This window comes from Caballeronia sp. NK8 (genome assembly GCF_018408855.1).
Classification (GTDB): Bacteria; Pseudomonadota; Gammaproteobacteria; order Burkholderiales; family Burkholderiaceae; genus Caballeronia.
On record NZ_AP024322.1, the window covers coordinates 2267119 to 2280664 of the forward strand.

Here is a 13546-nt window from a genome sequence, read left to right on the forward strand (position 1 = left end):
TTACGGGTGGCTGTTTCGAAACCATGCGGCGGTGGCGGCGAGCCCTTCGTCGAGCGATTGCGGCGCCTGCCAGCCGAGCGCGTCGCGGATGCGCTGCGAATCGACCCGCAGGCTTCCGGTCAGGCGATCGATCTGCGCCGTCTTGCCGGTGACACGCGCGACGCCGCGCAGCCATCCCGCCGGCACCGGCACGAGCCGCGCCGGCTTGCCGAGAAGCTCGCCGAGCTTGCGCGCGAGCTCCGCCACGCTTGGATCGTAGCCGTCGGTGACATGGAACAGGCGGCCCGCTGCGGCCGGATTCAGCGCGCATTCGATCGTCGCGCTCGCGAGATTGTCGACGGAAACGAGACTGCGCCGAGCATCGATCGCGCCGAGCGGGAGCGGCACACCGCGCGCGATCGCGCGCATCATCGCCAGAAAATTGGCGCGCACGCCCGGGCCATAGACGAGCGGCGGCCGCACGACCGCGATTTCGAGCCCCGTGCGGCTGCCGAATTCGAGCAACTTCAACTCGGCTTCGGCCTTCGAGACACCGTAGGCATCGGGCGGGTTGCGTGCGTCGTCTTCCGTGAAGGGCCGGCCCGGATCGCGCTCGCCGAGCGCCTTGATGCTGCTCATCAGGACGAAACGCGTGGCGCCCGCTCGCCGCGCGGCGTCGGCGGCGGCGAGCGTGCCCTCGACGTTGGTCGCGCGATAGGCGTCGAGCACCGCCTGCGCCTGCGATTTTGCGTCGGCCATCACGTGCACGCGCGCGGCGAGATGGATCACCGCGTCGCAACCCGCGAACGCGTCCGGCGCGAGAGTGTCGAGGCTGTCGATCGCGCGTGCGTCGACGCCCGGCTCGCATCGCGCGTCGCGCCGCACGAGCCCCGTCACGGCGATGCCGCGCGCGAGCAAGGCACGGCTCACCGCCCGGCCGACGAAGCCGTTGGCGCCGGTGATCGCGATGCGTCGGCCGGAATCGCTCATAGCCACTTCCAGCCGAAGCGGCTGAAGAACCGGTACGCGGACGTGACGAAGAGTTTGATATGCGTCGAGCCCTTCTTCGCCGCGCCGCCGCCGTGATGCAGGATACGCACCGTCGGCACATACGCGATGCGCGCGACGCGACGCGTGCGCAGGCTCAGGTCGTAGTCCTCGAAATAGAGGAAATAGCGCGGGTCGAAGCCGCCGAGCGACGTGAGCACATCGGTGCGAAAGAGCATGAAGCAGCCGCTCACGATCGGCGGATCCCACACGATGTCGGTTTCGCCGATGACATCGCGCATCTCGTAGCGCGCGAGCCGCCGCGCGAACGGCTTGCGCAGCGCGGACGGCAGGAAGCCGCGCACGAAGAGGTCGAACACGGACGGATAGCGGCGGCAGAGAAACTGCTGACGGCCATCGTCGCCGCCGATCCACGGCGCGAGCAGGCCCGTCTGCGGCGAATCGCGCAGGAAGGCGAGCGCGCGGCGCAGGCCGTCGGCATTGAGCTCGACATCCGGGTTCAGGATCAGATGGAAGCGGCTCTGCGCGCGCTCGATCGCGAGATTGTGGCCGCGGCCATAGCCGACATTGCCGTGTCCCTTCAGCACGACGGTGTCGAATTCGGCATCAGAGGTCGCTGGCAGGTCGGCAAGCTCGCCGGGATTGCCGTTGTCGATCAGATACAGACACGGGCGGCCGGCAACATCGTGCAACTGCGCGAGCGCGGCTTCCAGCGTCTCGACAGTACGCGCGAGCAGGGCGGCGTCGGGCCGGTAGACCACGATCGATATGCTGAGAGCGATGATGGAATCGTTGGAATCGGACGGATTTTCCGATTGGCTTTGCGGGTCAGTCGCGTTCATCGGACAGAAAGGGCGTCCGCGCCACGAGAGGAAAACGGACCGCATCGACGAGTGAGAAACGTCGAGATTGTCCCCAATGTCGCAGTTTTCGGCAACCGCAGGCGCGCGTCATGTTTCCGTCAGGCGATGCGCAATATTACTGCGCGAAATTCCGCCGGAATGTGGATTTTTCTGCCGCATTCGAGTCGACCGTATCTTCGATCGCGTGTTCGCCATCGACGAGCATTTCAATTTCTCGGCGCGTCGCAAGCCCCGACCGGCTCGTGGCCGAGTACGGCGAAAAAGGCTTCGATTACGTCGGCAATTCGCACGACGACCTCGCCGTCTGGGCCGCCGCCGCTCGCGCCTACGTGGTCAACCCCCATGCGGGCTTCATGCGCGCGGCGAAAAAGCACGACAACATCGAACTGGTCTTCAAGAATCGCCAGCCGACTTACCGGGTTTGGGCGAAGTCGCTGCGCCTGCATCAGTGGCTGAAGAACTTTCTGGTCTTTGTGCCGCTCCTCGCGGGTCACAAGCTGAAATCGCCGGAATCCATCGGCTTCGCCGTGCTCGCGTTTTTCGCGTTCGGGCTGTGCGCATCGAGCGTGTAACTGCTCAACGATCTGCTCGATCTGCGGGACGACCACCAGCATCCCGTCAAGCGCAAGCGTCCGCTCGCCGCCGGCACCATGCCGCTCGCGTCGAGCGTGGCGGTCTGTCCCACCCTGCTCGCCGGCGCACGGCACGTTCGCGGTGATCTCGTCGGTGGGGGAGTCGCGCGCGGCGGTCGAGGTATCTGTATGGCAGCGCGAAGGCCGCGCTGCAGGCGCTTCTCGACGGCTTGCGCGCGCGGTACTTCAAAGTCGGCGTGCATGTAGTCGATATCAAGCCCAACTTCGTCGCCACGCCGATGACCGCAGCCCTGCCGCTACCCGCGTCGCTCTTGGCGACGCGGGAGAAGGTTGGCTAGGGAATCGTGCGCGCGGTCGAGAGGACGAAGGTCGCGGTTTATACGCAGCTTGGAGTTCTGCGAGGTGCCAATTATCGCGTTCAAAAACGTTATGTGCTGCACACATTACCTAAAGCGACAAGACACGAGCGCCGAAATATTGTGACTCAGTCATGCCGAAGATGTGTTTGGAGCCTCCCCCCGCGGATTGTCGCGGTGCTGCCGAGCCCCATCATCATATACACCGTGGCCCAGATGGCACAATGATGCGTCCTTCCGGACTTGCAGCGAATAATCTATTTTTCTTTTCGCGTATGAAGTTCGCGCCGCCGGCGCCAGTGCCGAACAGCACTGATCGGAAGAAGCGCTCGGGACTCTAGGCGCGTGTTGTGACGTCGCGTGCTCGTGCCTTAGTGACGGTGGCAATCCCGGCAATAAGTGCAAAGACGGCAACGTATTTATCCGAACTGCGAAGTTCACGCATTTTCTAGACTTCCCGGCATCGTTGAATCCGAACGCTTTAGTCTGAAATTCTCGAAACACGAATGATTCACGCGACTAAGATTACGCGCTCATATTAGAATGCTTGAAACATCGCAAACCAATTTTCTTCTCCTACAACGACGCTTGCCTCCATGTGAGAAGTCATGGCAGCGCACTATCCACACCATTTCTACCACGTGCAATTCTGGCTCATCTTAAGTCGAGACATCTAGCTTATCCCAAGCTCTACAGCCACGCACTGCGTTGTTTGACACAATTTCTGTTTAGCTTCGCTCCCTCTAATATCGCTCCAGGCTTACCGCATTTTTGCAACTTAATAAATATCCGAATTCGAAGTGAGCTCGCGGCACCGCGATCGAATACGTCTCGTACATCGGTGCAGGCCGATACGGGACAATCGTCGTTGAGTGGGTACGCAACTGTTCACGTCTAACGCCAGAGCATAACTTGGAGCCACATCGAAACAGCACCTAACGATTGAGCCGTCGGAAGATGCGATTCATTTTTTCGGAGACCAGGGAAAATTGAGTGACGCCAGACAGCCGGCTCATTTGCGTTGCAAACACTGTTCGATACAACGAAGGATTGAGAACGTCTCCGAGCGGTCACACTACCCGACCTTCATGCCAAATTTTCTATCTCCCGGGACCGCTCATCGAATCAATGCACTCGACGGTGCCCGTGCAGTCCCATCCGGACTGCCCGTTCAATTCTGCGTATCCTTTCAGCGTAGAATTAACTATGGTGCAATGAAATTACGCTCTGGCACGTTCATCCCCTATTGGTTCCGCGGCGCGGAAATGATGCAGCGTCGGAAGGCAGACGCCAGCAGCGACTCCAGTCACTAATGCAGTCTTGATAGTACGGCAATTCGTACGCTGTTTCTCCCGTCCCAACGCAAGGCGCTGTCTAATTGGTCCCATATGTGGCAGAACGTATTAGACGCGCGCGATTCAATATCTATATCTCAACGGCGCATCGTCCGCACACCTAAATGGCCAATTCGTCCGCCAAGACGCATCACGGCCGGCTCTCCGAATCGGCATGTTGGCTGGATTTTAAATTAGGCCACGCGCTTGCTCGGACAGCGCTGGTCGTCGCTCGCGACGCAGACCAAATGATGGGCATAAACTAGAAGCTGCTCTCCTTCGCGCCTTCGAACAAATCAGCATCTCATTGGCACTTTAAATCGGCAAGCGCCCAGCGTTGCCCATTCAAGAATCAGTTTCGCTTTGTGTCGGTTCTCCGCTTATTCGCCGTTTCTGACAACTTTGACCAACGGCTTACCCGCTCTGGAAACTGCAGAAGCCTGTCCGACGCTCACAGTCCTATCAATAATATTTTGAAAGGTGGCTTTAGCTCCGTGTTGAATGGGCGCATTCAATTCTGACCGACCTCAGTCCAGTTGATTAGAATAACCGCAACAGTGCATAATTAAAGATCAAACTCGAAACGAGTGACGTTCTTCTCGATCGCAATGCTAGCGTACGCGCGACAATCAATTCGGGAGCTAGCCGCATTCAATTTTGCGCCGCGGTTATTATCGCCGTTACCGTTCTGAAGATATGCTGCGACGCCTAGCCAAGCACTCGCGCATCTGTACCGGCAATGTGGTCCGCGCCGAGAAAACAAGCGTGGTTCCGAGCAAGAGCCGTCCTGCCAGGTATGACCTAGGGCCGGCAGTTGCCCCGACTTCGTTGGATTCCCTTCGGGAACAACCTAGCGACACCGGCTCAGGCCAAAAAAGAGGCGAGCGATCGCATACGGGCTGTTTTGATTGTCGCTGTGGGCGCAATCACCTCATCTAGCCTCCCGAGGCGATTCCAATAGCGCAACCGGACCGTGCCTCACGTCGCGGCTTGCCATCTCAAACAGCTTTGAGCAACCGTCTTGCAAGTCAAGCGATATGAAAGCACGGATTCCAGTTCACACCATGTTTTGCGATTGCGTTGATGATCGTAAGCAGCTTGCGCATCGCGGCAACCAGCGCGACTTTCTTGCGCTTGCCCGCGAGAATCAGGCGCTGGTAGTACTCGCGCAGCACCGGGTTGTGCACCGCGGTCAGCGTCGCCATGTAGAGCGTACTGCGCACATCGGCACGCCCGCCCCAGATGGTTCGCTGCCCACGCATGAGACCGGAGTCGCGATTGAGTGGCGCAACGCCCACCAGCGCGGCGATGCGCCTACGATCGAGCTTGCCCAGCTCGGGCAATTCGGCCAGCAGCACAGCCACACTCGCCGCGCCGATACCGGGGACGCTGCGCAACGCCTGAGCCAGTTGGGCGTGATGCTGTTCGACGTGTGCGGCACCCTCGGTATCACTGTCACTGAGTTCGCGCTGCAGAAAATCGACAACTCGTTCAATGCTGGGGCGCGCCGCCGCGTGCGCCAGTCGCAGCCGCTGACGCTCGCTGGTGATCATCTGCACCAGTTGGCGCCGACGCAGCACCAGCGCCTGCAAGCGCTGCAATTGGGCATCAGCCAGCGGCTTGATGAAGCGCTCGCGCTGCGGATGCTGGTCCAACACACGGGCAAAAGCGGCCAGCATTCGCGCGTCCAGCGTGTCGGTCTTGGCCAGCGCCCCCATCGAACGGGCAAAATCACGCGCCATGCGCGCATTGACCACGGCCGCGGTCAAACCAGCGGCCTGCAACCCAAACGCGGCTTCGAATTCGTAGCCGCCGGTGGCCTCCAGGACAATCAGGGTCGGGCCAAGCTGGAGCAGTTGCTGGACCAACTGCTCGATGCCCGGGGCATCATTGGAGGCTTGCCAGTTCGTCGCCAGGGTGCTCACGGCCACCTCCAGCGTTTGGCTCGATATTCCTACGAAAGCAGTCTCGGACATGTCCCTTCGCTCCCATCCTTGTTTATGCGAACTCTATGTTCCTACAACCGTTCGGGCTGCAAGAAAGGACGGTCCAACCCAGGCACCCTACGCTCAAAGACGGGCTTGAAACATCACCCCGAGGGCTATCGGGTTACCCGAGTTGGTCCGAGACTTAAAGATACAAGGGTTGTGCGTTGCTTGGGACCAACCAGACCAGGCTCTTGAACGCTTGACACCGGACCAACAACGGGTGCGAATAGAACCGGCGAGGTCACCGAGTTAATGACTCGACACGATTGACTTTCGACGACCACCTTTCGCTTTTAACGTCCTACTTCGGGCGCACGCGAACATTGGACAATCTCGTTGAGTCAGCAACGAAAGACAAAACTCAAAAGCTACCCCTTTTTCGAAAGCTTTCGCTTGCTCGCATGCATATGTACCCCGTTATAGTGCACCTGACCGTCGGCTCTGAACTGCCTACGAAGAGTCGCCTCGACGGCATGAAACAAAATTCCACAGAAGCCCCTGCATCGCAAATGATTACCGATGAACTGTCGAAAACTCGAAATCACACGAGTAGTAAATGCTCCTGCCTCGTGACCACAGGCGCTATACCCCTTTCTTGGAGTGCGACTTCAGCCTTCAGCGTCTTGAACCGCAGATCAATCCCCACGGCAATTCCCTGCTCCCTCAACTCGAGCGTTTTCTTCGCTGCGGCGGGCAAGGCAACTTTGATGCAAAAGAAGAAACCCAACGATGGAATGACCACACGACGACTTGATTGCAAATAAAGGTAACCATCAACGAGTTTGTCACGCCAGACTTGTTCCGCGCCGTGTCTGCCGTTCCGAATCCAAGGCAACGAGCATCATTACTTAAGCGCCTCGCCCAGGACGCGCTGCGCAACAGCGTCCGACCAGCCAGCTAGCGCCCGTTGCGACGTCCGTTACGGCAGGCCCCAGTGTAATGCCGCAGACCATTCGATCAGGAACTGAGCCAAGTTCTTCTTCCACTAAGCCCGGGTGCCTCTTCTCCGAGACAGGCGTTTTGGACGAAGACCGGAGGCAGTTCGGATGCACATCCGACGTTTCGTCGGCTGCGGGCGCCCCGCAGACGCTGCAGCCCATCGAAGGAACCCGACGCAATCTCGTGGCGGCCCCCCTCACAGCGTGAAACCGTCGCGTCTTTCGCATCAATCGCCCCTGACTGCGAGGCGAGCGCGATGGATTCGACAAAAGGACCAACGATGCCTGCGCAACCTGTCGGATACGGTGAGACGCCCTTTGCGGACACTATTACCCGATCGAGGCGCGGGCGTGGGTTTTTAACGCGGGCGTTGGTGACGGCGGCGCTTACTATAGAGACAAGCGGATGCCGGCTCCGTCCCATCATCATCGGCCGGGAAAGAGCGGCGAAGAAGATAATCGGTAAGTGATGGAGCAGCCTTGCACCCCCGCTGCTCCCTGCGTGGGACCGATCCCGTTCCTGCTTGATTCCCTTCTTCTGCTTAAGGACGAGTTGGGCTAGAGACCATGCTTCCCGTCACTCACAGATCGGATAGGAGCGCTTGATACCCTCGTCCCCTTTTATCGAAGCTTCAAAACGCCTGCCAAACGTGCCAATGCGTTGGCTCTGACACTCACGACGGTCACTTCTCAATAGCGCGCGGTGTAGGCGCAAGGCTGCAGTCCGCGTCATCTGTCGCCGCGCTTGAAAGTGAGCCGCGCCGCGTGTCATATGGGTCCAGGTAAGCGGGATTTCTGGCGACTTGCAGGCGCCTTCAGGCTCCTCGGCGTCTCCGCTTCGCAGGAAGCAAAATCACGGGAGGCTGCCCGTCGACTCGGTTCGCAGGCACGTATGAAGGGTCGCTACAGCAAGCGATTGCGTAGACAGCTTCGGCCCTTTGCCCTTACCGACCGAGATTCGCCATCGCAGATGACACCGATCAGATCGACAAGGCGCATACACTTTGGCGACGCAGCGCGCTGTTACGCCTTTGCTGTTCGTCCACATATCTTCGCAATCTGGGAGTTTGCATACAACCAGATTGACATGCGACGCTCAAAGATCTTCCGAAACGCCGTGTCGCCGCCCCGATGCAGACGAGTATGAGTAGGCGCTGTGGCGTGTCGCCAATGTCCGAACACCAACACCTTGTCGCCTTCGTTAAGCGTTCGTAGCCATTCGAGTCGGCTCGTCCATACCTCAACTTGGGTTAGTTCCCCCACGTTCGTACCACGGACGCAAGGCGTGGCTGCGGGGCGCTTGAGCTTTAGAACATACAATGACCGGTCCTTGCGTGAGATGGTCTGGATCGCCAACACATGGCCCACGAGAGCAACAGGAAAGAAGACCGATGTTTGACCCATCCAGCGATAGGCTGCAAGGAAACGCTCTTCCTCATGATAGAAGTCGTTCCAACACACGAACGCCCCATTGAAAACCAACTTAAGGCGATCCGTCAATTCGCTGTCGTCTCCACATAGGGCGCGAAGTGAAATAACTCTCTTCGCAGTGTTAAGGTATGCAGATAGAAAACTTCGTGAATCATGTGAGAAAAGCGGGCCGGTTTGATGCGTTGCACCGATCGCTTGCCGGAGTGGTGCGTGCGCCCGGGGAGCGGTCAAATCGCGCACATCATTGAACGCGAGGAGACGGAAGCAGTAGCGTTCTTGTTCTAGCGCGTGCAAGAGACCGAGCGACCGACGTGCGATCACTTCAACCTTATCGCAGACGTCGAAGACGCACGTTTTCTCGTGTGTGCATTTCGGAAGCAGACGGAAGTATCCTTTCACCCAGTGAACCTTACCTCTGTTCTCGCGCGCATGTGGCGGCACGTAAGAAACAGGAGCGCCGCAATGCTTACATTTCAACGCCTTCGTTTCAGCGAGAGAGGCGATTTCCTCCGCGACGATTTCTCGCCCCTTCAACGTTACTGCGGATCCCATCTTTACGACCATTATTTTTCTCCTACGCGCTGAGGCGGCGCCGTTCTCGATGAGTGGTGATTTGATGTTTTTTCAGACCATGCATTTGCAATGCAGATTAAATAATCGTCGATTCGATTACGAGACACGGACTAGACACTGGTGCTTGCGGTGACAGCGCGAACGGTTACAGTCGTGTAGGCTGCGACTTGCGCTGAAATGTGCAAGATGAGATCCGCTCTTTTGCTTCCTGGCGAATGTGATTGGCAGGGTGATTGGGGCAAGCCGCGCCGTACGGCGCGGCTTGCCTTCAATGAAAAATGCAGGCGCGCTGACGGCACGCCTGGTTATTAATGGGCCTAGCGCGATGCTCCGCGAACCCAACGAGCGCAATGACGAACTACAAGGCTAGCGACCCGGCGTTTGAACATCCGAAAAGCAAATGTGCCCGACCACAAATAACGTCAGCGATGTGAAGCAAAGTAAAGCCGTTTCAATGATTACTCGCAAGTCCCAGGTCTTCGTCGCGTAGACCAAATAGCCTGCACCGATCAGCGCCCAGGCGCTCAGCAAATGGGCGAACCGTCCATTAAGCCGGCGCTGAGACTCAGTCGGCGCTTCAAAGAGTCGCAGGCTGGACAACGAGCGCTCGACAAGGCTAAGTTTCGGGCCTAGAACATATTCACCGTCCTGCTTGCGTTCAACTCGATAGGTGACTCCGTCTACCTTGACGCTCATACTGATCTGTCGCTCCGACTTCTCTAGGATGCCGAGCAACGCACTCAGACGCGGCGAGAGCGTGAGACGGGATGACGTCTGCACCACGACATGATCGGTCAGATCCAAACCGCCTGCATAACGGACTTCCAGTACAGCGACTTTCATAAAACCTCCTTAGGTGGAAAGATGCATGCCTTCAGCGTTATGCCGAAAGCGGACTACAACGGTTAAAAAAAACGAAGGCGCCGGCATGCGCGCCGCTATCAGCTCAGCCCATCGCCCCTCAAGCTCAGACACGACGGAAATAAAGTGGAGGTGCAGCGGCGTGCGGGTCGTCGCTGTCGATAAATGTTGGGGCTGACTGATCGGCATCAGGAAAGCGACCGACAATGGTGGCAACACGTCGGACGCGCTCGCGAGGGCAAGCGTGTCTTTAGTTCCGCCGGGATCGAGAGATGAAGATCTGGTGACGGACGAGCAGAAGCCGCTCGCCTGATATGTCGATGCGTTAAAACGCGGTGGGTGAGTTCAATATAGACCGACAGCCATTCTCAGTGAGGCTAAAAGCTTCGAAAAAACGGCGTCTTTCCGGTTTTGCTCGCACCCGCGCCGGCCTTTATCCGGAACGGGGGTATGGCCCGCCCTGGTGGCGGCGGGTTGCCCGAGTTGGATCGACGCTGCGCTCCCCTACCCTTAGCCTCGTTTCGCTATATCGCTTTCGCTGTATTTCGTTCCGATTCTTCGTCGCGTCACCGTCTTTTTCTCAAACGATGGGTCAGCACCGCCCGAGGATCGATAGCGCGGCTGGCCTCGCCGGCATGACCGCATGTCCGATCTATATGGGTGTCAAGTCGCGCTGCGTCCAGATAACGCGCATGTGTTGCGCGGAAATTGATCAATCTTGTGCGCAAAAAGTAATGTAAATCGGACAACGCTAGAACGCCGTCGGGTGCCGTGGGATGAAGGCGACAGTCCGCCTCCGCGAATATGGCGATGCTCTCGACCGGACAATCGTGCTGAGAGAGCACTGACCGTAGATGGCGCACCGCCGGCTTTGCGCGCCGTAGAGGCGACGTGTTCACCGTGACGCCGCCCAAATCATCAATCACGAGCAGTTCATCTTCGTTGGTCCCGGGCCTGACCTCGCCCCTCCAATCGTAGTAGTTGACGACAAAAACGCCGAAAGACGTAACAGCAAGACATTGGACCAATGTGGTCGCGTTTGCGGTGCCCGGCGCATGTTCGAGGGTTAGCTCTTCGCGAAAGCGCACTTGGCTCTCACACACGCGGTCGAATATGGGCGCGATTCGGCGGCGCAACCGGCGACAGACGCGCCGACGGCGTATGCGAAAGAACGAATCGGGCTCTTGCCGATGAGAGAGGTCATCGGCGCCGCTTCGCATTCGATCGTTCAACGAATGGGATGCGGATTCTCGTTTCTGAACTGGATCTCTCATTTCGTTTCTCGCGGTTGGTTTATTGCGGTCATCAATCAGTCTTGGCAGAGCGCTGCAGGTTGATGGACGACGCTTTGCTAACAGATCCTCGTTCGGTGTCGCCCCCACCGAGCAAAGAACATTGAGCGATAGGCATCGTGACGTCGAAGATTGCTTGCGATCCTGGTTATCGAGCCAGAGGTCGCGCGCAACCGAGAGTGGCGCGTGAGTCCCATTGCTTCGTGATAATTTCGGTTGAGCGCGTTTCAATCAGTGAACGTTCACGCACATTCCCGGCGACATGATGCTTCCGCATTCAGAAGGTTTCGAAGGGCGCATAGACGCCTCATCTGTGCGGGGACAAGGCAGATTTCTTTCTCTAAACGCTCGAGCCGCCTAAGCCAGTAGGACCGATCAAGGTAAAGCGGCAGAGGCTGTGCATTCGCGCTTAGGATGTGGCGTATGACGCTTTCGAGATGCGTCAATTCGGCGTCCGCGCACCGTGAGGGCCGCTTCAGGTCGGACGCTCCGGACCCTGCGATGGGTTGCCGCCTTATCGCACGCATGATTTGGCTCCGCGAGCGCGAGTGCGTTGCGCGCGCATCGGGTCACGCGTGCGTGCTCGGGACCACATAAGGCGCGAGATACGCTGCTTAGGAACGACGCTTTGCGCTCGTTGTGCGGGTAACGCATGACATAGACGCTTCGTTGTTGGCATAGCGGTGGAGAACTGGTTTGACAAAACCAGCATGCCCACGACAAATAGAAGTCAAGGCGCGGCCTCCATAACGTCCCGCACGCGCTTCGCATAACTAACTTTTTTACCGAAACGAGCCGATTAATGCAATGCTCGCATGCTATTGGGGTCTTGTTTTCCCGTTCAGAGTACCCGTGGCTCGACGGTAGGCTTGTAGTCTCCAGCCGATGTCGAACAGCGCGTCTCAGGCGCATGGTACCGGAATGGCGCAATCAGCCACTCCCCTATCACCATGGCCGCTGCGTGGGCTCACGCCGCGGAAGCGAATAAGCCCTAATTTCCGTGTCCGCGGGGCGTCCTCGCTGACGGCACATCAGTGGAGTGACATTGCGCTTTCAGCGTCCTCGCACGTCAGGATTTTGTGGGTGAACACGCGACCATAGAGAGGACGAAATGCGCTGATGCGCCCGACACCAATGCGTTAATACTGGCGGCGGACGGCGAGTCATGAGCGTTGAGGCGCCAATCGCGGAGCAATGATTGGCGCGACGCTGGGGGCCATCGGTGTTGCGACGCTCGGCTGACATCCAAGTTTGACAGTTGTCGATCGAACCACTTCCCGCGAGACGACTTGCGGCGACGTCATCTGCGGCAACGCTATCCGGATAGCGTCACTTTCGAGAAATGACGCACAGAAACGTATCGCTTTCGCCGGTCTAGCCGCGCCCGCTTGTTGCATCTCCGGCCGTGATCGATTTCCCGGCGAAGGTATGCCGAAAAGGGGGAAACTAACCGGCACACTTTGTAACCGAACACTTACTGAGAGAAATCAACGGACTCGGGAAACGACCTTCCCCAAAGCAACGCTAACCGCATAGCGTTGCCGTACGGAGTGCATCGGCTACAAACGTTGTTTAGCGATTCGCTGAACTCAGCCGACAAGCGTCTTGCGTGTTCTCCGCCGGTTCGTCCTTTGGCCCATGTGTGAGCATGTGAGGGTTTTCCGATTGTCTTCAAGGCCATAAGTGGAGGCGGCCTCAAAAGCGAGGTGCAACACCTGTCTCGTATAAGGTGTTGCAATGCCCAGCAAAACTTCGTATCAGCAGCTCCAACCTGAAGAACGCCTCGCCATCGCAAGCCTGCGACTGCAGGATGTGAGCATTCAGGCCATGGCCCGAATGCTCGGGCGCTCGCCGTCCACCGTGAGCCGTGAACTGACGCGCAACAGTTCTCCTGCTGGCTACGCATCAGTGCCGGCTGAAGCGCTCAGCGCCGCCCGCCGTAGCGCGGGCCGCCGCCCCGCGAAGCTTTGCCTACAAAGCGTTTGCTGGCGGGTCGTGCTCACCCTGCTCGAATGGAAATGGTCACCCCAGCAGATATCGGGCACACTGAAGCGCATGTATCCGACCGAGCCGACCCAGCACGTTTCGCACGAAACCATCTGCACGGCTATCTACGCTCAGCCGCGCGGCGAACTGCGCCGCCAGTTGATTCCTGCCTGCGCCACGGCCACAGCACCCGTATGTCCCGCACGCGCGGTACAGACCGACGCGGGCAGATTCCCGACATGGTCAGTATCCACGTGCGCCCGCCCGAAATCGAGGACCGCCTGCTGCCTGGTCATTGGGAAGGCGACTTTATCAAGGGCGCCGGAAATCAATCGTCTGTCGGC

General features: G+C 58.6%; 5 protein-coding genes and 3 pseudogenes. 3 read left to right on the forward strand and 5 right to left on the reverse strand.

The genetic code is table 11. The features are described from left to right. Complete coding sequence (locus tag NK8_RS10850; RefSeq protein ID WP_213226322.1) at positions 1-969, reverse strand: NAD-dependent epimerase/dehydratase family protein; 969 nt, start codon at positions 967-969, stop codon at positions 1-3. Then, positions 966-1829, reverse strand: a complete 864-nt coding sequence (locus NK8_RS10855; protein ID WP_213226323.1) for a glycosyltransferase family 2 protein — start codon at positions 1827-1829, stop codon at positions 966-968. Before NK8_RS10855 ends, NK8_RS10850 begins: the two co-directional genes overlap by 4 nt. A 193-nt stretch (positions 1830-2022) precedes the next feature. On the opposite strand from NK8_RS10855, the pseudogene NK8_RS42755 reads away from it, so the two are divergent. After that, a pseudogene (locus tag NK8_RS42755) lies at positions 2023-2542 on the forward strand (hypothetical protein); the annotation flags it as partial. Positions 2543-2586: 44 nt separating this feature from the next. After that, positions 2587-2778 (forward strand): annotated as a pseudogene (locus tag NK8_RS42760) (short-chain dehydrogenase); the annotation flags it as partial. A gap of 2383 nt (positions 2779-5161) precedes the next feature. Here NK8_RS42760 and NK8_RS10865 read toward each other — a convergent pair. From NK8_RS10865 to NK8_RS10875, 3 genes are all read right to left on the reverse strand, one after another. Beyond that, on the reverse strand, positions 5162-6109 hold the full coding sequence (locus tag NK8_RS10865; RefSeq protein WP_213226325.1) for a transposase: 948 nt from the start codon (positions 6107-6109) through the stop codon (positions 5162-5164). A 1973-nt stretch (positions 6110-8082) separates the two neighbouring features. Further along, positions 8083-9054 (reverse strand): hypothetical protein, encoded by a 972-nt coding sequence (locus NK8_RS10870; protein ID WP_213226326.1) that lies wholly within the window; start codon positions 9052-9054, stop codon positions 8083-8085. 375 nt (positions 9055-9429) lie between these two features. After that, positions 9430-9906 carry a hypothetical protein gene (locus NK8_RS10875; RefSeq protein WP_213226327.1) on the reverse strand — a complete coding sequence of 159 codons (477 nt, stop codon included), beginning with the start codon at positions 9904-9906 and terminating at the stop codon, positions 9430-9432. A 3107-nt stretch (positions 9907-13013) separates the two neighbouring features. Between NK8_RS10875 and NK8_RS42765 the strand changes: the two are divergent. Then, positions 13014-13106: pseudogene (locus NK8_RS42765) on the forward strand (helix-turn-helix domain-containing protein); the annotation flags it as partial. Positions 13107-13546 lie beyond the last annotated feature (440 nt).

What these genes read in the sequence shown, in the direction of transcription:
- NK8_RS10850 (WP_213226322.1), bottom strand. Translation starts at nt 969, where the DNA reads ATGAGCGATTCCGGCCGACGCATCGCGATCACCGGCGCCAACGGCTTC.
- NK8_RS10855 (WP_213226323.1), bottom strand. Translation starts at nt 1,829, where the DNA reads ATGAACGCGACTGACCCGCAAAGCCAATCGGAAAATCCGTCCGATTCC.
- NK8_RS10865 (WP_213226325.1), bottom strand. Translation starts at nt 6,109, where the DNA reads ATGTCCGAGACTGCTTTCGTAGGAATATCGAGCCAAACGCTGGAGGTG.
- NK8_RS10870 (WP_213226326.1), bottom strand. Translation starts at nt 9,054, where the DNA reads ATGGTCGTAAAGATGGGATCCGCAGTAACGTTGAAGGGGCGAGAAATC.
- NK8_RS10875 (WP_213226327.1), bottom strand. Translation starts at nt 9,906, where the DNA reads ATGAAAGTCGCTGTACTGGAAGTCCGTTATGCAGGCGGTTTGGATCTG.